This window comes from Metabacillus sp. RB-C-LZQ-3-1 (assembly GCF_058315175.1).
In genome coordinates, this window is the sequence record NZ_JBZFLI010000011.1 from 122319 (window position 1) to 145014 (window position 22696).

Consider the following 22696-nt stretch of genomic DNA (forward strand, 5'->3'; position numbering starts at 1 on the left):
CAGGAGTTGCAGAAATGAAGATTCATATGGTGGCAAAAGATGCACTTGAAGCACAGGGGATTCGCTGGATCATCCAATCACATTTAACAGGTGTTCAATTAACGACGTGGGATGATATAAGAGGATTAGCGAATGCATTAAATCATAATATGCCAGACCTTATCATATTGGATATGGATAAGTGGGAGCGGGACGATGAGATGCTAAAAGCTGCCTTGCAGAATAATAAAATCCGCTGGCTTGGAATTTCATCGGAAAGAGTTTTTCAAGTTGCCTATCGCGGACTTCGTTTACATGCTGAGGAAATATTGTTTAGGCCGTTTTCTCCTACAGACCTCATTAAACAAATTCAGCAGTTACGCTTTCAGATTAGGAATGAGCAGCAACAAGCTCCCAATAGCACGAAGGAAAACCGGGAAATGGTTGATATCGATTACCCTGATTTTTTCTTGACCGAACAAATTCATTCCAAACCGGTAATCATGTCGGCTTTTGTTACTCCACATGCGCATACGCTCCCCCTTGTCTATGACATATTGCAAGGCTATCCCTTTACGGGAAAGTATCGATTTTTTGCATTATCCGAATTCATATTAGGTATACATGAAACACAGGAAACAGCCCATTTAAAGGAGGAGTATCGAGCGTTTCTTGCGCATTGGAAAGAACAGATGGAGGAGCCGCTTGCACTTGTCATTAATACTTACTCGGAAAAAGGCCCTTTAAAAGACATCTACCAACAAACTAAGCAATTAACTGAACAAGTATTTTTTGAGGGATATGACATTATTTTGGCTGAAGATGAACGGTCAGGTTGGCGGGATATGGATCCCTTCCTTACACCGATTGAGCAACGACAATGGATCGAAATGCTTGAGAAAAAGGATACAAAAGCGATTCGCGAGTGGGTAGAGCATGAATTTTTCACCTATAAAAAACCATACCCGAGTCCGGACATGGTTCGAATTCGACTTACTAGTGTTCTCGCTCAAATCCGCCGCTATATGAAAGCATACAAAACACAAGAAGCGGAATGGGAACATGCATACCACAATGTCTTTCAGCAAATTATCCGAAAGCCTGTGATCTACCAGATCGTCTCAGAGTTGCTTACGTTTATTTCCCAATTGCTAGTCCCAGGCCGCGACAATTTACAGGAAGGCTCCGGGAAGCTTGTGGAAAAGGTTAAGGCAATGATTGAATCAAACTATTGGGATGCCCAGTGGAATTTAGCTGCCTGTGCTGATGTGATCCGCATCAATAAAAGCACTCTAAGCCGTCGCTTTTCTGTAGAATCAGGGCAATCCTTTCGAGATACACTGCATCAAGTACGTATCAGGGAAGCTAAACGTCTCTTGCAGGAAACGGATTTACCGCTTGAAGAAATTTCACGATTAACTGGATATTCTCATCAAACGTATTTTAATGCTAAATTTAAACAGCTGGTAGGACGCACACCATTAGCTTATCGGTCAGGGATATGAAAAGATTGTAGTGGAGGACTGCATGCGAAGAGAGGCAAAAACTTGTAAAACAGATTTTTCTTAATGGCTAGCACAAATGGTGATTTTATATCATAAAATAATATAGGAAATGAGGAGGATCCTAGACACTTACGGTTGACACTCCTTTGTAAAGCGCTTACAATGAAACTAGTTATTAGACATTAGAGTTTTTAAGATACTTAGAAAAAGAGAAAGAGTTGTTTTCATGGCATTGAGTAAAGATCGTCGTATTGGCCGACACGCCATCCTTCTTTTGCTTTCTGAAGATTCAACTGAACAGCTGGCAAAACTCGAGCGGTCGAATTGGAAAGGATGCATTGGAAAAGTTGGTTCGATGGACGCGCATAAAGTAGTTGCAGCAATTGAAACAGCAGCAAAGAAAAACGGGATTATCCAGTCGGACGTTTATCGTGAATCTCATGCATTATATCATGCGATTATTGAAGCAATGCATGGTGTAACAAGAGGCCAAGTGCAATTAGGATCTGTTCTGAGAACGGTTGGCTTATCTTTTGCGGTTTTACGGGGAAACCCGTATGATCATGAGCAAGAGGGAGAGTGGATTGCCGTTGCCTTATATGGCACAATTGGTGCGCCTGTTAAGGGATCTGAGCATGAAACGATTGGCTTAGGAATTAATCACATATAATATGCCCATAGTATATTTTAGTTAATAGGGGGCTATATCGTGAAATCATTTTTTGAGTGATTTCATTGATATAGTCCCCTTTTCTATTTTGTCTTTACTAAACTAAAGGATTTGAGAGGAGAAGAAAAGATGGTTACATTAAATGGTCAAACACTTACTTTTGCAGAGGTGCAAAAAGTTCTATTTGATAAAGAAAAAGTTGTTTATTCGGAAGAGAGCATGAGAAAAGTTCAAGAAAGTCGAAAAGCGGTTGAAAAAATCGTTGCTGAAGAGCGAATTGTTTATGGGATCACAACAGGGTTTGGGAAATTTAGTGATGTATTTATTGGAAAAGATGACGTGGAAGCACTGCAACTGAACTTAATTCGTTCCCATGCTTGCGGGATTGGAGAGCCTTTTCCGGAAGTTGTATCACGAGCGATGATCCTTCTCAGAGCAAATGCTTTACTGAAAGGTTTTTCAGGTGTACGTCCTGTTGTGATTGAAAGATTGCTGGATTTATTAAATTCAGAGATTCATCCGGTGATTCCTCAGCAAGGGTCACTTGGTGCAAGTGGTGATTTAGCGCCACTATCACACTTGGCTCTCGTGTTGATCGGCGAAGGAGAAGTCTTTTATAAAGGGGAGAAAACATCTGCGATTCACGCGTTAACGAAAGAAGCCATCTTTCCGATTACATTAACAGCAAAAGAAGGGCTGGCCCTTATTAACGGAACACAGGCCATGACAGCAATGGGTGTTGTTGCATATTTGGAAGCAGAGAAGTTAGCTTATCAATCAGAGCTAATCTCATCGGTTTCGATTGAAGGATTACGTGGAATCATTGATGCATTTGACGAGGATATTCACCTTGCCCGTGGTTATAGAGAGCAAGTCGAAGTCGCAAAACGAATTCGTTCCCACCTATCTGATAGCCAATTAACAACGAAGCAAGGCGAAATTCGTGTCCAAGATGCTTACTCGATCCGTTGTATTCCCCAAGTACATGGAGCGACTTGGCAGACATTGAACTATGTGAAAGAAAAATTGGAAATTGAAATGAACGCAGCAACTGATAACCCATTAATTTTCGATAATGGTGAAAAAGTTTTATCAGGCGGTAACTTTCACGGACAGCCGATTGCATTTGCGATGGATTTCTTAGCGATAGCAGTAGCGGAACTAGCAAATATCTCAGAACGTCGAATTGAGCGTTTAGTAAACCCGCAATTAAATGACTTGCCGCCGTTTTTAAGTCCTGAACCAGGTTTACAGTCGGGTGCAATGATCATGCAGTATGTCGCAGCATCACTAGTATCTGAAAACAAAACATTGGCACATCCAGCAAGTGTTGATTCCATCCCTTCATCAGCAAACCAAGAAGATCATGTCAGCATGGGGACGATTGGGTCAAGACATGCATATCAAGTGATAACAAATACACGTCGTGTCTTAGCGATTGAGGCTATTTGCAGTATGCAGGCTGCCGAAATTCGCGGGAAAGAGAAAATGGCTGCTGCAACAAGTGAATTTTTAGAGAATGGTAGAAAAATCGTGCCTTTTATTAACGCTGATCGAGTCTTCTCCAAAGATATTGAAGCAATGAATAATTGGTTAAAAGAGGGAGCTTTTCTCTTTGAAAAAGAGGGGCAAAAAAACCATTCATAAACTAAAGGTTTTTTCACAATGATAACCATTGCAAAAAATAAAAGAACTAGTGATCTAGGAATCAGTACCATTCGGTGGATTTGTTGGTTACGGAGGTACTGTTCCTTAGTCATTAACTGAAAGTTGAGGAAGAAACTAAGGGATTTCGAAAGGGTGATTCGATGTTAAATGCAGTAGTGGTTTCTGTGATCGTCATGTCGGTATTGAGCCTTCTCCGCGTTAATGTGATGTTAGCGATTTTACTTGCAGCCGGTGTTGCCGGATTGATGGAAGGGTTGTCATTGCCCGAAGCGGCGAATATACTCATTGGCGGAATGGGTGGCCAAGCAAATACGGCATTAAGTTATATTATGCTTGGAATATTTGCTGTGATGATTAGCTATTCGGGAATTACTGGATTTCTTGTCAAAAGGCTCGTAAGCATTTTAAAAGGGAAGCGCTCAATTTTGTTATTGACGATTGCTGGAGTCGCTTGTTTGTCTCAAAATGCTGTTCCGATACATATCGCGTTTATTCCTATCTTAATTCCTCCTTTGCTCCATTTGTTTGACAAAATGAAGATTGACCGCAGAGGCGTCGCTACGGCATTAACGTTTGGGTTGAAGGCGCCGTATCTTATGATTCCAGCAGGTTTCGGGTTAATCTTCCACGGGATCATTGCCGATGAAATGAAAGCGAGCGGAATGGAAATTGCTGTTTCTTCCGTTACTTTCGCAATGTTAATACCTGGCCTTGGTATGATTGTTGGGCTGTTGATTGCCATTTTTATTACGTATCGGAAGGACCGTGAACTGCCTATAAGTGATCAAGGGGTGATCAATGAGGCAGCGGCAACAAATGAGGCGGAATTGTCATTCACATTCCATCACTTCCTAACGATCATGGCGATTATCTGTGCACTCATCGTACAACTTGTAACAGATTCACTTGTTTTGGGAGCGCTTACGGGAGTTATTCTCATGTTTTTGTTCACGGTCGTTCCATTTAAAGAGGGGGAAAAGGTTGTCAATGAAGGGGTTGCTATGATGGGCATGATTGCTTTTGTAATGTTAATCGCCTCAGGGTATGCAACGATTTTGAAAGAGACTGGTGCTGTTGAGGAGCTTGTCCAATCTGCAACTGGAATCTTGGGTGATAATAAACTGATTATTGCGGTTCTGATGCTTATCGTTGGTCTGTTAATTACAATGGGAATTGGCTCATCATTTGGCACGATCCCGATTATTGCTGCTTTGTTCGTTCCAATTTGTGCAGCAGTTGGTTTTTCTCCATTGGCGACTGCTGCATTAATCGGTACTGCAGGTGCGCTTGGGGATGCGGGATCACCGGCATCAGACAGCACGCTTGGTCCGACGGCAGGGTTAAACGCAGATGGAAAACACCATCATATTTGGGATACATGTGTGCCAACCTTTTTGCATTATAATATTCCGTTAATTATCTTCGGTGTACTTGCGGCGATTGTTTTATAAGTATTTTATGAAAGGTTTTTTTGTTGCTAATACAGTGTTTAACGTTAAAATAAGTTCGTTCCATTGTGCTGCAGACACCCGCTTTCCGCGGGGAGGAAGCTGAGCCTCCTCGGCTTCGCCTGTGGGGTCTCAGCCTTTCCTCACTTCCCGCAGGAGTCGAGTGTCTTCCGCTCCATTCCACTATAGAGTTAAAATAATATGCAAAAGCAACAATCATTGAGAAAACAGCCTTTTGTAATAAGTTTTTTAGTTATAGGTCCTATGAAATAATAAAGATGAACACACTATTATTTCTGATTATGTATTAATTTTGAAGAAAGATAAGCAGCCAAAAGTTTTGAGGAAATGAAGTGACCAATAAAATTAGACAGCTTAAGCTTAGTTAATTAAGCAACTTGTAAGGCCTGAACTCGGTATTGAACCGGGCTCAGGCCTTTTCGTTTTGCCTTCATTCGTTTATTTATAGGCTCTTTTCTAAAAAGATTGTTGTTTTTTAATAATATTATTGGGCATAAACTGATTAGGTTGATTGGAACGGAAGGTGCGAGACTCCTGTGGGAGTAGCGGGACAGGTGAGACCCCACAGGCGCTTGCGCCGAGGAGGCTCACCGCCCACCCCACGGAAAGCGAGCATCCTGGAGTGGAAATCAACCTTCCCCTCTACTTATTACAAAGGGAACAATGTTTTTGAAAAGAGCCTATTGTTGTCATTTATATAGGAATAATAGTTGAAATAATTTATAAAAAGTAAAGAAAAACAAAATACATTGAAATAAATTATAAAATAATCACTAAATTATAATAAAATTCTCAAAATTCCGTAATAGAATGAAAGTATCATAACTAGGAGGGGAAATGAATGAAAACGACAACAAACAACAAAATTACCCGCTTTAGAGGGACACAATTAAATACAAAAGGCTGGCAGCAAGAGGCAGTGCTTCGTATGCTGATGAATAATTTAGATCCAGATGTTGCAGAGAGACCTGAAGATCTTGTCGTATATGGAGGAATTGGAAAAGCAGCTCGTAACTGGGAATCTTTTGATGCCATTGTTGCATCACTTAAAGAGTTAGAAAATGATGAGACGTTACTCGTACAATCAGGCAAACCAGTGGTTATTTTTAAAACACATACTGATGCACCGCGTGTTCTTATTGCAAATTCCAATCTTGTTCCAGCATTTGCAAATTGGGAAACATTCCATGAACTCGATAAAAAAGGATTAATGATGTACGGGCAAATGACAGCAGGCAGTTGGATTTATATCGGTTCACAAGGTATTGTCCAAGGGACGTATGAAACCTTTGCCGAGTTAGCCAAACAGCATTTCAATAGCACACTAAGAGGCACAATTACTGTAACGGCAGGACTTGGCGGAATGGGTGGTGCACAGCCGCTTGCCGTAACAATGAATGGTGGTGTATGTATTGCGATTGAGGTTGATGAGACGAGAATCGACCGAAGAATTGAGACTCGTTACACGGATGCGAAAGCGCATACACTAGATGAAGCCATTCAATTGGCAGAAGAAGCGAAAAAAGCAGGGAAAGCATTATCAATCGGTTTATTAGGAAATGCATCAGATCTTCTTCCTGAAATGATTAGAAGAAACTTTATCCCTGACGCATTAACAGATCAAACTTCTGCTCACGATCCTCTAAACGGATATGTACCTTCAGGGATGTCACTTGAAGAAGCAGCATGTTTAAGAAGTTCCAATCCAGAAGAGTATGTGAAGCTCTCAAAAGCTTCAATGGCAAAGCATGTTTCAGCAATGCTTGAGATGAGGGAAAAAGGAGCTATTACATTTGATTATGGTAATAACATTCGCCAAGTTGCAAAAGACGAAGGTGTAGAAAACGCATTTGACTTCCCTGGATTCGTTCCAGCCTATATCCGTCCGCAATTTTGTGAAGGAAAAGGACCTTTCCGTTGGGTAGCGCTGTCAGGGGATCCTGAAGATATTTATAAAACAGATCAAGCGATTTTACGTGAATTCAGTGATAATGAACATTTATGTAACTGGATTCGTATGGCACAAGAAAAAATTCAGTTCCAAGGCCTGCCGTCCCGAATTTGCTGGTTAGGATATGGTGAACGTGCTCGTTTCGGAAAAATCATTAATGACATGGTGGCAAGCGGCGAACTAAAAGCACCAGTTGTAATCGGACGTGATCACTTAGATTCAGGCTCTGTTGCTTCTCCAAATCGTGAAACAGAAGCAATGAAAGACGGATCAGATGCTGTGGCAGACTGGCCAATATTAAATGCGATGGTAAACGCAGTTGGCGGTGCAACTTGGGTATCCGTGCATCATGGCGGTGGAGTAGGAATGGGCTACTCATTGCATGCAGGTGTGGTCATTGTGGCAGATGGTACGAAGGAAGCGGAAGCACGTATTGAGCGAGTGTTAACGACTGATCCAGGTATGGGTGTCGTCCGTCATGCTGATGCAGGGTATGAGCTTGCTAAGAAAACAGCACGTGAAAAAGGAATCAATATGCCAATGCTTGATAAGGGGGCTGATCAAGCATGACAAAACCTATCTGGATTAAACATGCTGCTCAGCTGGCGACCTTAGCTTCAGACGTAAAAGGTCCGCGCTCTAAAGAAGCCATGTCTGAGCTCGGTTTAATTGATGATGGCAGCTTGTGGATTGAACAAGGTGTGATCCAAGCGGTTGGTACAACGAAGGAGCTTGAAAAACGCTATGCAGAAAGGCTTCATGAAGCAGAAGTTGTTGATGCAGCAAACCATCTCATCACGCCTGGATTAGTGGATCCTCATACACATGTTGTGTACGGGGGAAGCCGTGAACGTGAATTTGAAATGCGCCTTGAAGGTGCAACATATATGGATATTATGAATGCGGGTGGCGGGATTCATGCAACCACCCGCATGACAAGAGAAGCAACAGAAGCAGAGTTAATTGAACAAACAACACGTCGTCTCGATTCATTTTTTACGCATGGTGTAACAACTGTGGAAGGAAAAAGCGGTTACGGAATGAACCTGGAAACAGAGCTAAAACAATTGCGTGTGATGAAAAAGCTACAGGAACAACATATGATCGATCTTGTTCCCACATTTATGGGTGCCCATGCAGTACCGCCGGAATATAAGGGACGTGAAGATGAGTTTGTTGATCATTTGATTAATGACATGTTACCAGTAGTAGCGGAAGAAAAGCTGGCAGAATTTAATGATGTTTTTTGTGAAAAAGGCGTTTTTACACCAGAACAATCAGAACGAATATTAGAAGCGGGTAAACGCTATGGATTGATTCCGAAAATCCATGCGGATGAAATCGAATCTTATGGCGGAGCAGAATTAGCTGCAAAAATAGGTTCCATTTCAGCTGAGCACTTATTGAAAGCTTCAGAAGCAGGCATCAAAGAAATGGCGAAATCCGGAACAATCGCTTGTTTGCTTCCCGCAACAGCTCTGTATTTGCGTGAAGAAGCTGCTGCAGGTAGGAAAATGATCGATGAGGGTGTGGCTGTGGCGATTTCAACCGACTGCAATCCAGGGTCTTCGCCAACGACTTCCATGCCGCTTGTGATGAATTTAGCGTGTATCTCTATGCGTCTTACACCAGCAGAAGCCTTAACAGCGGCAACATACAATGCCGCATGTGCGATCAACCGCCAGGAAAAAGTAGGATCTCTTGAAGTCGGCAAACAAGCGGATATCGTTTTATGGAATGTGAAAAATTATCAGGAATTGCAATATTTATTTGGTGTTAACCATGTGAAATCGGTGTGGAAAAAAGGTGTGAAGGTGGTATGAAAAGATGAGTGAACATTGGCTTCAAACACCAGATTGGTCTTGGAATCATTCGCCGAACAGTGAACCGACTTATGTTCATCACTGGGTTAAGCAGCTTAACGAAATGAAAACACCTGATTTGATTCTTTACGGTTCACCGATTTCAAGGTCTTCAATTAGTGTATCTGGAGCTTCTTTATATCCGGAAGCATTTCGGAAGATGTGGAAGGGATTTGCGACTTACAACTTAGATGAAGATGTTGATTTGACAACTTACCAAGTAGCAGATGCTGGAGATGTCGTCATGCATACGACAGATATTCTTTTATCACATCAGCGTATTCAGGCTGCAACGGCCTATTTAATACAGCAATATCCACAGACGCCAACATGCATGATTGGCGGCGACCATTCTACAACGGCCTGTGCGGTTCGCGGGATTAAAGAAGCCCTTGTAGATGAAACAATTGGAATCTTACAGCTCGATACACATCTAGATGTAAGGGATCCGAAAGAATTAGGACCAGCAAACGGAACGCCTATCCGACAATTAGTTGATGGCAATATTGTCAAAGGAGAGAATGTCATCAATATTGGGTTGCATGGCTTTTATAATGCAAAGCCGCTTATTGACTATGCGAAAGAACACAAGATTAAAATGGTGACATTAAAGCAATCGCGCAAGCAGGGTCTTATTCATACGATTCAAGGAGCACTTGAGCAATTGTCAGCAAAAGTTGACCGGATTTACGTCACAGTTGATATGGATGTGCTCGATATATCCGTTGCACCGGGTGTACCGGCTTCCACCCCAGGGGGTATGACCGCGATTGAATTGTTTGATAGTTTACTTGAAATCGGCAAGCATCCTGCTGTACAGCATATTGATTTTGTTTGTCTAGATCCCAGCAAAGATACGGCGGTTGCTGAAACGGTTAAAACTGGAGTGTATGCATGGCTGCAATTTATTACGGGACGTATTTTACAGTCTAGATAGACTTTTCGCATCATTCTGCAATGAAGGGGTGGAACTAGAGATGGAGATCAAACAAGATATACAAGAGCAACCAGCTTTACAGAAAAAACTCGGGTCTGCACCAATGTGGAAGTTTTTTGTTTATAGCTTTATCGGTGCGTTTATTTTTTTCGTCCCAATAACGCTCGGTGGGAAAAATTCAATTATGCTTGATCATATTGTCACGTTTATTCAGCTGCATACCGCACCAGTTTTGCCGTATTATGCGTTGCTTGTGATTGCAGCAGGTGCAATATACCCATTCGTATCTGGAATTTGGAAAAAATCAACGGTAAACCTTATCTTTTCGCTTTTTAAGGTGCTTGGTTTATTTGTAGGAACGATGCTGGTGTTCAATGTTGGACCTGCTTGGTTATTTGCCCCTAGTATGGGACCATTTTTATTCGATAAACTTGTTATTCCTGTTGGATTACTCGTTCCGATAGGAGCTGTTTTCCTATCGCTTTTAGTGGGCTACGGTTTACTCGAATTTATTGGTGTGTTAACACAGGTCATCATGCGTCCGATTTGGAAGACCCCGGGCAGATCAGCGATTGATGCAGTAGCCTCATTTGTCGGAAGCTATTCGATCGGTCTTCTCATTACAAATCGAGTATACAAAGAAGGGAAATACAGTGCGAAAGAAGCAGCGATTATTGCCACAGGTTTCTCGACGGTTTCGGCGACGTTTATGGTCATTGTTGCCAAAACACTCGGTTTGATGGAAATGTGGAATATGTATTTTTGGCTGACACTCATTGTTACGTTTCTTGTAACCGCTATCACAGTCCGTATTTGGCCATTATCTAAAATGAAAGATGAGTACTATGAAGGGGCAACTCCCCAGCCGGAAGCGAAAATCAGCGGGAATCTTTTGGCTAAGGCCTGGGAAGAAGCGAAGGTAACGGTATCTCATTCACCGCGTTTATTTGAAAACATTTGGATAAATATAAAAGATGGTTTTCTCATGGCTATGGCGATTCTCCCATCGATTTTATCGATAGGATTACTTGGTTTAGTATTAGCAGAATATACACCGGTATTTGATTGGATCGGCTATATTTTTTATCCGTTTACAGCTCTACTTCAATTGCCGGAACCGATGCTTGTTGCCAAAGCAAGTGCTCTTAGTATTGCGGAAATGTTTTTGCCTGCTCTATTGGTGACAGAATCTGTTGTCGTCGTAAAATTTGTCATAGCGGTTGTTTCTGTATCAGCGATTATCTTCTTCTCTGCGCTTGTACCATGTATTGTATCAACTGAAATCCCAATTTCGATTTCAAAGCTGATCATTATTTGGATTGAGCGTGTTATTCTTACACTTGTTATCGTAACACCGCTTACGTATTTATTACTTTAGTAAAAACAAGGCTGGAAGCTACTTAAGCAGATAGCTTCTCATGATTGTTTTTAAAAGGGGCTTTCTAACACGGAAACGCCCCTTTCCTAATGGAACCTTATCCTTTTTTTCTTAAAACAACTTAAAAATAAGAGGTGTAAAGCATGAAGGTGTCTACCCCTGTAAAGCCGGGACATAAACAAAGTGAATCATTGGATCTATTAACCTCAACTCAATCTATTATTAAAGATGCGGTGCAAAAGTTAGGATTTACCGATGAAATGTACGAGTTATTAAAAGAACCGCTTAGAATGATCACAGTACGAATTCCAGTGCGAATGGATGACGGTTCAATTAAGATTTTTACAGGTTATCGTTCTCAACATAATGATGCAGTAGGTCCAACGAAAGGCGGCGTTCGTTTCCATCCTGAAGTCAATGAAGCAGAGGTAAAAGCCTTGTCGATTTGGATGAGTCTAAAGTGCGGGATTGCCAATCTCCCTTATGGCGGCGGCAAGGGAGGAATTATTTGTGATCCAAGGAATATGTCGTTTGGCGAGCTTGAGCGGTTAAGTCGCGGATATGTTCGGGCTATTAGCCAAATAGTAGGCCCGACGAAAGATATCCCTGCACCAGATGTCTATACAAACTCGCAAATTATGGCGTGGATGATGGACGAGTACAGCCGTCTGAGGGAATTCGATTCTCCCGGCTTTATCACAGGGAAACCACTTGTTTTAGGTGGCTCACAAGGCCGTGAAACAGCAACAGCTCGCGGAGTAACCATTTGCATTGAAGAAGCCGTCAAGAAAAAAGGCATTGAGTTAAAAGGGGCGCGTATCATCGTACAAGGCTTTGGGAATGCGGGAAGTTTTCTGGCCAAGTTCATGCACGATGCAGGAGCAAAAGTAATAGGGATCTCAGATGCAAATGGTGCACTCTATGATCAAGAAGGGCTTGATATTGATTATTTACTGGACCGACGTGATAGCTTTGGTACCGTAACAACTTTATTCAACGACATTATAACAAACAAAGAATTACTCGAAAAAGAATGTGACATTCTTGTACCAGCTGCCATTTCAAACCAAATTACCGCACAAAATGCTTTTCAGATTAAAGCCTCGATTGTGGTAGAGGCAGCTAACGGACCAACAACTCTTGAAGCTACGAAAATATTAAATGATCGAGGCATTCTCCTTGTACCTGATATTTTGGCAAGTGCAGGCGGTGTCACCGTTTCTTACTTTGAATGGGTGCAAAATAATCAAGGTTATTATTGGTCAGAGGAGGAGGTTGCAGATAAACTGAGGAAAGTCATGGTCGACTCCTTTGAAAACATTTATCAAATGTCACAAAGACATCAAGTTGACATGCGTTTAGCTGCATACATGGTTGGGATAAGAAAACATGCCGAAGCTTCCCATTTCCGAGGCTGGGTATAAATGGGTCAGGGGGACAGGTTCCTTGTCCCAGTTTTCAGGAAATATGTAACGATAAGAGTAAAAAGAGGGCGGAAATTCTCATACCATTTCCGCTCCTTTTTTCTTTGAAGAAAACACTTAATCCCAGGTATTTCAAATGCTAATTGTCTAAGGAAAACTACTAAATTGGATGGATTTAAGTGCGGATCATTACTGCCCGTTAAGAATGGGATAAAATTCTTACTGAAGTGATTTATTTTAATGATAAATAGATATCTTCAACAAACAGGCAGGTTTATCTAGTGGCACATCTTTTTTATGAGGCTTTATATTGAAATAGGGAAGGAATTTAGATTAGGCATCTTGAAGTGTTAAGTATGCTAGAACATGTAAAATAGGAGATTGTATATTAACGATCCAGGAAGTTTAATCATTAACTCTTAGATTGAGGTGGTGGGCATTTGAAGGCAGATGCTGTTTTTGAGGGTGGTGGAGCTAGGGGAATTGCCTTTATAGGAGCGATTCAAGCAATGGAAGAGGAGAAAGTAGAATGGGAAAGATTGGCTGGAACATCAGCGGGAGCATTAATAGCTTCTCTTTTGGCAAGCGGCTACAAAAGCCATGAAATTAAAGAGCGTGTGAGCGAACTTGATTTTTCAAAGCTTCCAGGTAAGACGTACTTGAATCGAATTCCCATTTTCGGCATTTTTTTAGAACTTATGATTCATCTTGGAATTTATAAAAACGATTATTTGGAATCGTGGTTGGATTCACTTCTTTTAGAAAAAGGCATTACGACATTTGCTGATCTGCCAGATGGGAAGTTAAAGATTATTGCTTCTGATATTTCGAATGGCCAAATGCTTGTTTTGCCAGATGATTTGGCTCGCTACAGGATGACTCCTGCTGATTTAAAAGTTTCAACTGCTGTTATGATGAGTGCATCTTTGCCATTTTTCTACCGGCCGGTGATATGGAAAACAAAAGACCGTAAAAAATCCTACATTTTAGATGGCGGTTTACTAAGCAATTTCCCAATATGGTTATTTGATGCCGAAAACCCCCGGTTTCCAACGTTCGGCTTCCGTTTTGTGAAAGATGAAGTAAACATAGATCCAGTTATACCTACGCCAATCCACCTTTTCAAAAATATTTTTAAAACCATGCTTCAAGCCCATGATTTACGGCATTTGAACGAAGAAACGATTGAACGAACGGTTCAAATTCCGACTGGAGACATCAACACAACTGATTTTGAACTGAATAAGGAAGAAATCGATTTTCTCTATAAGTCAGGCTATATTTCTGCAAAAGAATTTTTATCGAAGTGGGATTTTGAACAATATAAGGCCAAAAGAATGAAAAGAGGAAAGAAGAAGTAGATGAAAGAAAACGCTTGGATATTAAATGATCCAGGCGTTCTCTTTTATATTTTCTTAAACCTATAGTTTATAAGTTTATCTCTCTTTTTTTACTAAATACCCTAATAAAAAATAAATAATGCCCATAAATAGAATCAAAAATTCAACTTTTTTCCCTAAAGCCCCTATAGAAATAAAATAAGTAACAAGAAGAGCAACTCCGATTAACAAGCAGAATCCAAAGTACACCATTCTCAATCCTTTAGATTTTAACCCAAAACTAAGTATTCCTGTTAAGACACCTATCACACAAATACTGAAAATCATTCCTAAAGTAACGATATCTTTAGCTGTCGTATCAATGGTAGAACCGAGTGCTGATCCCAAAGATGTACCAAGTAAATATATAAAGCCATAACCAACGGAAGCTATCACCATTAATGTCCCTAAAACAACTCCTATCGTTTTTGATACCTTATATTTCTTCATTTAATCACCCTCTACATTAAATGGTTATACTTAACTAAATTACGATAGAACTCTATAATTGAACTAGTAACTTTTATTCCGTTAAATACAGATGTTAGTTTTTTATAAATATTCACACCGAACGATATTGAAGTACATAAGATGCCTATAAATGTATGTTTATAAAAAAGAGGTGAAGAAAATTAATGGTTTCATATATGGATTATACCTCTCCATCGGCTCAATTCACTTTTGACTTAAATAAAAGCCCATTGTTCAAAAAAGATAACAAAAACTATATTAACGTTTTAGGGTTAAAACAGTTGAATACACTTAAAAATGTGTCTTTGCTTGATATTTTCCTAAGTACGAATAATGTTGTCGAACCGCACTATCACCAAAATGCTGCTGAACTTGTATATTGTATTTCCGGTTCTGCGACTGTATCAATGCTAAATCCTTATACAAAACAAATCCTTAATTACACAATTACACCTGGACAAGTGGCAAACGTTCCACAGGGATGGTGGCATTATGAAACAGCTTTAGCCGATAACACTCATCTTTTGGCAATTTTTGATGCACCAACTCCAGAAGTTATTTTAGGTTCTGATATATTGAAATTTACTCCTGCAAATATCATGGCGCATACCTATTGTCTTGACGAGAATCAATGGAAACAGGCAATTGCACCTGTTAAACCTTCAACATATATAGGTCCATACAAGGACTGTAACAGAATAATGGAACATATACCTTACCAAAATATTAACCAACAGTATCAGCAATCCCAAAATGTTCAACACTACCCATATACTCCATACATTCATTATTATCGGTAATATTGGGGCTAGATGACAATTAGTTTTGTTATCTCACGAAATGGGCTGTGAATCCTATAAATAAAAATAAGCAGCCCAATTTTCCTGTTAATTGGGCTGCTATTTGGTGTGTATCATATTTTACATTCAAAAAATGATTCAAAATTCATCCATTGTTCTATTTACAAAAAATATGTTTCCCAATTTGTTTTATTTGTGGTCTTCCCCATATCCAGCTACTTGTTGCCGTATCAGGATTAAAATAATAAAGCGCATTTTCTGTAGGATCCCAGCCATTAATGGCATCAAGTACAGCTTTTTTTGACGTTTCATTAGGCGTCAGCCAAATTTGTCCGTCAGCTACTGCGGTAAAAGCCAACGGTTCAAAGATAACACCAGATACTGAATTAGGAAATGTTGCGCTCTCAACTCGGTTTAAAATAACAGCTGCGACGGCAACTTGTCCAATATACGGTTCACCGCGCGCTTCTCCATGAACAGCATTTGCCATGAGTTGAATATCGTTTTGAGAAAAGCCAGCTGGAACATTAATGGCTGTTGATTTTTGCGCTTGTTCAGCCCCCTTAGTGTAATCATATTTCGTTACACTAACAAGCTTTTGCCTCGTTTTTAAACCTGCTAACCCATCGACAGGGAGTCCGAATTCAGATTGAAAATTCCGAAGCGCCCAATATGTTCCCCAGCCAAAAACACCATCAATTTCCCCTTTGTAAAAGCCAATATACTTTAGACGTGATTGCAACTCAATTACATCATCCCCAACAGCCCCCCGTTGAATCACTTGATTTGAAAAGGCGTCAGTGTTGCTTTCCTGGAGAGTTAAAATTGCTCCGCTTAATAGAATGACTAAAAGAATAAATATAAGTTTCTTCTTTTTCAAATTTCTCATTATTTTCCTCCTGATCAATAACATTACTGTTATTTTTTGTTGGGAGTAAACTTTTATTCAATGAAAGGATCAAGCAGCTGCAATAAAATGCTGTCAATTTCCCTGCAACGATTATTTGATCACTGTTTTAAAAAATTGTACAAACATCTGAAGTTTTAAAAGGAAACGATATTTCTGCTTCAAAGAAAAACGAGTTTCATGATCTATCAGTAAAACAAAACTGTATTTTACTCATTTTTCCAATTGTGATTCATCGTTTACAATACGGGTGTATATAAAAGGAAAGGAGGTTTGAGGTGATTAATCAAATAATCTTAGTTGGCCGGTTGACGAAGGATCCAGAAATTCGGTATACCGCTGATGGCGCTCCAGTCGCCAATATCACACTTGCTGTTAGCCGAAATTTTAGAAATGCAGCAGGGGAAATTGAAACAGATTTCGTCAATTGCACAGTTTGGCGCCGAACAGCGGAAAATACAGCGAACTACTGCCGAAAAGGATCTGTCGTAGGTGTCACTGGCCGTATTCAAACACGCAGCTATGAAAATGCCGAAAGAAATCGAGTGTATGTAACAGAAGTAGTGGCTGATTCCGTCCGCTTTATGAGCGGGAAGCCGCGTGAACTAGTTGAGCAAGAACATTAATATGTCTATGTGTAGACAAAGTGAAATTTACTAGGCTTCAGACTGATTCCTAACGCTTGTCTTTCGAAACACGAAGCCTTGTGAGGAGCGTTTGTCAACAGTCTGATATCCCCGACTTCTCTTCATTTAGAGAAAATCAATGGTATCCCCTTAAGACCTCATTATTGAAGGCTGATCACTGGTAATTGTATGTGGTCAGCCGATTTTTTCAAGATGAGGTGATATAATATAAAAAAAGGAGGTGAAAGGAATGGAAGAGCTATTGAAGCAATTTATGACTAGTATGGATAATAAATTAGACCAATTTACGACTAGTATCAATAACAAACTGGACCAAATTTCAGAGTCGCGAGTGGAAGCTTTAGAAACAAGAATGGAAAACGTGGAAAATCGCATAGGCGACTTAGAAACAAAAGTGGACAACATGGCCTTGGAATTTAGAAGGCACTTTGTGAAAATCGAGACAGAGCTTGAACAACATCGGGGTGCATTTAAGGGTTATGAAATGAATGTCAATGATTTGAAATCAGGCTTGTATCATTTGAGTTCACAAATGGGAATCCATGACATGAGAATTAAGGTAATGGAAGAAAGACTCAATGTTTAACCACCAAAAAACAAAAAAACGACAGCCGAAACTGTCGCTTTACTTGGAAGCTTTCTTTTCAATTAACTTGACAAGCTTCTCCCATTGCGGGGCTTTTTTTTCTGTGGGTTTCTTCTTACTTTTTTGTTTAGTCGCCATACGATGAACTCCTTCTTAACTCATAGATAAGGTAAAGAGCTCTTCAAGCTCATCTGATGAAAGTTCTGTGATCCAATTTTCACTTTGGATGATTTCATCGTTTAAAGATTGTTTTTTCTCCAGCATATCATCAATTTTTTCCTCAATCGTTCCGGTTGTAATGAGCTTATGAACATGGACAAAGCGGTCCTGTCCAATACGATACGCTCTGTCTGTTGCTTGATTTTCAACGGCTGGATTCCACCAACGGTCATAATGAATCACATGATTGGCGGCCGTTAAGTTTAATCCTGTTCCGCCAGCCTTTAAGGAAAGAATCAAGAATGGAAACTCCTTCTGCTGAAAGGCTTCTACCATACGGTCACGCTCTGATTTCGTGACACTTCCGTTTAAGAAAAGAACCTTTTCACCGAATTTCTTTTCAAGCAAATCCTTCATCATATCACCCATGCCAATATACTGAGTGAAGATTAAACAGCTTTCCTGCTGCTCACGAATCGAGGTTGTTAATTCGATTAACTTTTCAATTTTATGTGAACGAGAGATAAGCTCTTTCGGTTGCTGCTCTTTTAAATAAAGGGCAGGATGATTACATATTTGCTTCAACTTTCCAAGCATCTTCAAGATCAGTGCCTTACGCTGCATCCCTGCCAAAGAATGAACCTGCTCAAACGTATCCTTCACAAGCTGTTCGTAAAGGGACGCCTGTTCAATTGAGAGAGGAATATATTCTTTTTGCTCCTGCTTTTCAGGGAGGTTTAAGGCAACCTGTTCATCTCGCTTTGTTCTTCTTAGCAAAAATGGCTTAATATAGCGCTGGAGCTGCTCAATTTGTTCAACATTTCGATCCTTTTCAATTGGCAGCACATAACGCTTGTGAAAGCTGTGCAAGCTTCCTAAATATCCGTGGTTAAGGAAATCATAGATTGACCAAAGCTCTGTAAGGCGGTTTTCCATCGGTGTACCTGTTAAGGCAATATGGTGCTGTCCGCGCAGCTTACGAATGGCTTTCGATTGCTTTGTATGGGCGTTTTTAATATTTTGCGCCTCATCAAGGCAAATCGTGCTCCACTGAATGGCTGAGATTTCTTCAAAATCAGCATGTGACAAGCCGTAGGATGTGATGACAACATCATAACCCTTAATGGATTCCACAAACTTCTCTTCCTTTGGTCGGTTCGGACCATAGTGAAGCTTTACCCGAAGATGCGGGGCGAATTTTTCAAATTCCTTTTGCCAGTTACCGAGCACAGATGTTGGCGCGATGATAAGTGCCGGCTGTTCAGGCTTCTCATTTGCTTTTACATACGAAAAATAAGCAATCATTTGAATGGTTTTTCCTAATCCCATATCATCGGCTAAGCAGGCACCAAAGGATACACTTCGTAAAAATAATAGCCAGTCAACACCGTTTTGCTGATAAGGACGCAAGACGCCGAGAAAATCAGCTGGAACCTTGTGAGTCGGAAGCTCATTTGTATCTGTAAGCTTACGAAGCATGCCTTTCATTTGCTGATTAAGCTCAATTTGAATATTTGCAAATGCACGCGTATCTACTATCTCATCTTGATCTGCATCCTCATCAAGATCTCTTGCGTTTAACTCCTGATGAAGAATATCGGATAAATGCAGGCCTTCTCTGTCAGCTCTTTTTAAGATTGCCTGTACTTGCTTAATAAAAGCAGGATCCAGCTTAATCCACTGACCATTAAAATTCACTAAGCGACGCTGCTGGGAAACGAGCGCAAGAAATTCTTCCTCACTCATTTCCACTCCATTTGTTGCAAAGCGCCAGTTGAAATCGATAAGGGAGTTCATACCGACAAATGATTGACCTCTTGGAGTAGAAGAAACCTTTGCTTTTAACATGATCTGTGAATCCTTCACAACCTGCCACCATGATGGAAGAAGGATCTCAACCCCCATATGAATCAAGGTTTCACTTGCATCTGTTAAGAACAACCATGCTTCATCCTCTGTTACATATGTTGTTCCAGTTTCAAAGCTTAACCATGGGACGATTTCTGAAAATCGCTCCTGTTCACGTTCAATTTTTTCAAGATGTGGATGCCACTTTTTAGGAAGATCATGTTTCCCTTGATAGTGCACCAATTCATCAGGAGTTGTCTTGCTGCGCAAAATGATTTCAAGCTGCCATTCGTCTGTATCTGTTTCCGGTTCATTTAAACGGAGCCCGACAGTGAAAGGAGTGTCATCCTTATGCCAGCCAATCCTTTCAAGAAAATCCGCTTCATCGATAAAATGCCCCTGAAAGGTTGTAAGCACTGGATAGGCCTTGATAATGTCTTCCCATGCATCACGGAGGATATGGTCTTGGGCAATCATGTCTGATATAGCTGCTGAAAACCAATCCAAAGCAAATCCCTCTAACTGATGATGAGCATCCTTAAACCTTAGCACACCATTTTTCCATCCTTCAAAATCGGGCAGGTACTCCCCGTTTAAAATCAACTCATAAATGGTATGGGCAGTATCGGCAAACCGGTGCGCATCATCTGATAGTTCAATATTAGCGAGTGAATTATAGGTTTCTTTCCCTAGGAGTTCGACCATCATCCAAGGAGAAAGTCGGACAGCCGGAAGACCGATCGCTTCACTAATATCCTCCAGCTTTGTGCCGAAGAAAGACGATTCATGCCAGGTGAAAAGGTAACGTGCAAATTCATTAATGTCCAAATGATGCTCATCATGTGCTGATGTGCAATACACATAAAAATGATTATTCTCAATTTGTTCTGCATGCAACACAATTTCAACGGTATTAATCATGAATTAGCTTTCCTTTCTTTAATTCTTCCTTAAAGGCACGTAATCGTTTATGCTCTTCAGCCAGCTGTAAAATATAATTTTCCCATACCTCTTCACGCTTAAGCTTTTTATACTGCGCTTTGATTCTTTTTAAATAACGCACAGCCATTTTGTAATTCTCCCGTGTTTTCATGCCGATTTCCTGCTGAACGGAATGAACATAAAGAGGCAATAGCACACCAGGTTCTTTCGTCTCGATCTCTCTTAAGACATACGTATCAATTTCATCAAGAGAAAATCCCAGCAACGTTTGCAGTTCAATCCATGTTTTGTATTGCTCTTTGTCTAAAAGCAAATCATGATATTCTGCATAGCTTAACGGCAGCATCGTCTTACATGCGCGCTCATATAATCCGTCATCATTCGTGGCATTGGCATATTGCCCAATAAACCTCAGCAAATAGCGGATCGTTTCCCGTTTTTCTTCAAAAGGTAACGGGCTATTAATATATTCGTTCGAACCGCTCATTAAATAAGAAATCCAATGAGACAGCCGTTTCCAATTTTTCTTTTTGAAAATATCCTCCACCCAGTGAAACGTAAATGGCAGGGCAGAAGGTGAAAACCTTGTGCGCATGACCTCAAAAATATCCTCATCCCGAGATTGGAGAAAGTTTAAATGCATAAGCGCCATTTCAAACTCAATTGCATAAGAAGGATCTTGTTTCATCTCTTCTTCAAGATGCTCCTCCAGCCATTCACGTTCAATCGCAATAAATTTATCACGACGAAGCAACTCGATCCAAAGCAATTGATATAGATTTGTCCGCTCATATTGATAATGTTTGCTTGTAAAAAGCAGCTCGCGGAAACGTTCAACACTATCAGCCAAAAGCGGATCAAGAGCAAACGGCAAAGCATAGCGCTTCATTTCCGAAATGGCTACCCGAACATTATCGATGAGCTGATCAAGATATGGATAAATAATATGTTGTAACATATAGTCCGTTGGCTTCGTCTCATTAATAAGCTGTAAAATTTTAAGAAACACCGTAACAGATGCCTGAACAATAAAAAACTGCTTCATCTCTGGAGATTTAGGTGCTTTCTTTTTAAGAGCAGAATAATAATGATGAAAAAGGCTTTGAAATAACTGATTAGGAGAGGAGACCTGCTCATACCATCGATCAAATTCCCGATCAAAAAAAGCGATCCAGCTGCCAAGGGAAGCATCTTCATAATCCTTTTCAGGCTTTAATAGGGAGCTTGCCTTACGCACATGCTTTAACACATCATCAATTGGTTTTTCTTCTTTCCATAGGTCAACAAACGTGCCGACTCGGTCCACGCTTGCATATACATATAAGAAAGTAGCAAGCTGATGTCGACAAATAGATTCCGAAGGACATGTGCATGTACTTAAAGAAAAATCATCTAAATCAAGCTCAACCTGGACACTTGTGACATCCTGTACTTTTGCAGATACAGAATGACTTGTTGTGCTCACATTATAAATACTGCCTTGACGGTATAAAATGAGTCCCTTTTTGACGACATTTCGATTGTCTTCATCTTGATGTGGAAGCAACTGTTTAATCTGTTCAGCGGCACCAAGTACAAGTTCTTTACTAAGTTCCCGACCAAGCATAATGAATGGACTCCTTTCAACAAAAAGCAAAGTACCTTTGTCTTTGGCACTATACTATCTATATAAAGCAAGAATATTTCAAAATTAAATAAACCCTAATTCTTCTATTATACCTCATTACAAATCGTTCAAAAAGGTTTAGGACGAGATTCTGCAGGGGACATAAAAAGGGAGATGGTTTCGAAGGATTTATTGGGGATGGGCAGCAGTGGATTTTTTAGAAATTGGAACAAATTTGTCAATTGTTTCATAAAAAAAGCACTTGTCTAGATACTTGCCTGCAAGTATAATAGTCCCATATTGTCTGAAATTGTAAATACAGAAAGGAAACTTTTTAAATTATGAAAGAAAATCAGCTGAAACAAGAAGAGCTGTTACAAATTCTCTTAAGTGCCTACGATAAAGGCGAAGCAAAAACAGACATCACAACGAATGAAATGATTGAAGACATAATCTCGCAAATTAAAAAAGTATATGCATCATAATAACAGATACGAGTGCCTTAGGT

18 protein-coding genes are annotated in these 22696 nt (G+C 40.3%); 14 read left to right on the plus strand and 4 right to left on the minus strand.

What is annotated here, in order from left to right; genetic code table 11:
* Window positions 1-14 precede the first annotated feature (14 nt).
* The 10 genes from AC4GZ8_RS17500 (at window position 15) to AC4GZ8_RS17545 (ending at window position 14204) form a co-directional block, all read left to right on the plus strand.
* A complete protein-coding gene (locus tag AC4GZ8_RS17500) occupies window positions 15-1484 on the plus strand; it encodes a helix-turn-helix transcriptional regulator (RefSeq protein WP_491083180.1) in 1470 nt (489 codons plus the stop codon).
* 226 nt (window positions 1485-1710) lie between these two features.
* Window positions 1711-2154, plus strand: a complete 444-nt coding sequence (gene hutP / locus AC4GZ8_RS17505; protein WP_491083181.1) for a histidine utilization transcription antiterminator HutP — start codon at window positions 1711-1713, stop codon at window positions 2152-2154.
* Between the two features lie 129 nt (window positions 2155-2283).
* Complete coding sequence (gene hutH, locus AC4GZ8_RS17510) at window positions 2284-3801, plus strand: histidine ammonia-lyase (RefSeq protein WP_491083182.1); 1518 nt, start codon at window positions 2284-2286, stop codon at window positions 3799-3801.
* Window positions 3802-3962: 161 nt separating this feature from the next.
* A complete protein-coding gene (locus tag AC4GZ8_RS17515) occupies window positions 3963-5273 on the plus strand; it encodes a Na+/H+ antiporter family protein (protein ID WP_491083183.1) in 1311 nt (436 codons plus the stop codon).
* A gap of 859 nt (window positions 5274-6132) precedes the next feature.
* Window positions 6133-7812: a urocanate hydratase gene (gene hutU / locus AC4GZ8_RS17520; protein ID WP_491083184.1), complete on the plus strand. Its 1680-nt coding sequence runs from the start codon at window positions 6133-6135 to the stop codon at window positions 7810-7812.
* Window positions 7809-9065, plus strand: coding sequence for an imidazolonepropionase (gene hutI / locus AC4GZ8_RS17525; RefSeq protein ID WP_491083185.1), 1257 nt, complete (start codon window positions 7809-7811; stop codon window positions 9063-9065). Before hutU ends, hutI begins: the two co-directional genes overlap by 4 nt.
* Window positions 9066-9069: 4 nt before the next feature.
* A complete protein-coding gene (locus tag AC4GZ8_RS17530) occupies window positions 9070-10041 on the plus strand; it encodes an agmatinase family protein (protein ID WP_491083186.1) in 972 nt (323 codons plus the stop codon).
* 40 nt (window positions 10042-10081) lie between these two features.
* The gene (locus AC4GZ8_RS17535) at window positions 10082-11419 is read left to right on the plus strand and encodes a YjiH family protein (RefSeq protein ID WP_491083187.1); all 1338 of its coding nucleotides are present in this window, start codon (window positions 10082-10084) and stop codon (window positions 11417-11419) included.
* 143 nt (window positions 11420-11562) lie between these two features.
* Window positions 11563-12843, plus strand: coding sequence for a Glu/Leu/Phe/Val family dehydrogenase (locus AC4GZ8_RS17540; protein WP_491083188.1), 1281 nt, complete (start codon window positions 11563-11565; stop codon window positions 12841-12843).
* 440 nt (window positions 12844-13283) lie between these two features.
* Complete coding sequence (locus AC4GZ8_RS17545; protein WP_491083189.1) at window positions 13284-14204, plus strand: patatin-like phospholipase family protein; 921 nt, start codon at window positions 13284-13286, stop codon at window positions 14202-14204.
* Between the two features lie 75 nt (window positions 14205-14279).
* On the opposite strand, the gene AC4GZ8_RS17550 is transcribed toward AC4GZ8_RS17545, so the two are convergent.
* Complete coding sequence (locus AC4GZ8_RS17550; protein ID WP_491083190.1) at window positions 14280-14672, minus strand: hypothetical protein; 393 nt, start codon at window positions 14670-14672, stop codon at window positions 14280-14282.
* A gap of 185 nt (window positions 14673-14857) precedes the next feature.
* On the opposite strand from AC4GZ8_RS17550, the gene AC4GZ8_RS17555 reads away from it, so the two are divergent.
* Window positions 14858-15493: a cupin domain-containing protein gene (locus tag AC4GZ8_RS17555; protein ID WP_491083191.1), complete on the plus strand. Its 636-nt coding sequence runs from the start codon at window positions 14858-14860 to the stop codon at window positions 15491-15493.
* Window positions 15494-15650: 157 nt separating this feature from the next.
* Here AC4GZ8_RS17555 and sleB read toward each other — a convergent pair whose 3' ends face one another.
* Window positions 15651-16382, minus strand: coding sequence for a spore cortex-lytic enzyme (gene sleB, locus AC4GZ8_RS17560; protein WP_491083192.1), 732 nt, complete (start codon window positions 16380-16382; stop codon window positions 15651-15653).
* 296 nt (window positions 16383-16678) lie between these two features.
* On the opposite strand from sleB, the gene AC4GZ8_RS17565 reads away from it, so the two are divergent.
* Window positions 16679-17026: a single-stranded DNA-binding protein gene (locus tag AC4GZ8_RS17565; protein ID WP_491083193.1), complete on the plus strand. Its 348-nt coding sequence runs from the start codon at window positions 16679-16681 to the stop codon at window positions 17024-17026.
* A gap of 250 nt (window positions 17027-17276) precedes the next feature.
* Entirely contained in the window at window positions 17277-17633 is a 357-nt protein-coding gene (locus AC4GZ8_RS17570; RefSeq protein ID WP_491083194.1) for a hypothetical protein, read from the plus strand.
* 153 nt (window positions 17634-17786) lie between these two features.
* Here AC4GZ8_RS17570 and AC4GZ8_RS17575 read toward each other — a convergent pair whose 3' ends face one another.
* Both AC4GZ8_RS17575 and AC4GZ8_RS17580 read right to left on the minus strand, forming a co-directional pair.
* Complete coding sequence (locus tag AC4GZ8_RS17575; RefSeq protein ID WP_491083195.1) at window positions 17787-20561, minus strand: SNF2-related protein; 2775 nt, start codon at window positions 20559-20561, stop codon at window positions 17787-17789.
* Window positions 20554-22188 (minus strand): SWIM zinc finger family protein, encoded by a 1635-nt coding sequence (locus AC4GZ8_RS17580; RefSeq protein WP_491083196.1) that lies wholly within the window; start codon window positions 22186-22188, stop codon window positions 20554-20556. The genes AC4GZ8_RS17575 and AC4GZ8_RS17580 overlap by 8 nt, the downstream gene beginning before the upstream one ends.
* A gap of 341 nt (window positions 22189-22529) precedes the next feature.
* On the opposite strand from AC4GZ8_RS17580, the gene AC4GZ8_RS17585 reads away from it, so the two are divergent.
* On the plus strand, window positions 22530-22673 hold the full coding sequence (locus tag AC4GZ8_RS17585) for a YwzD family small protein (protein ID WP_491083197.1): 144 nt from the start codon (window positions 22530-22532) through the stop codon (window positions 22671-22673).
* Window positions 22674-22696 lie beyond the last annotated feature (23 nt).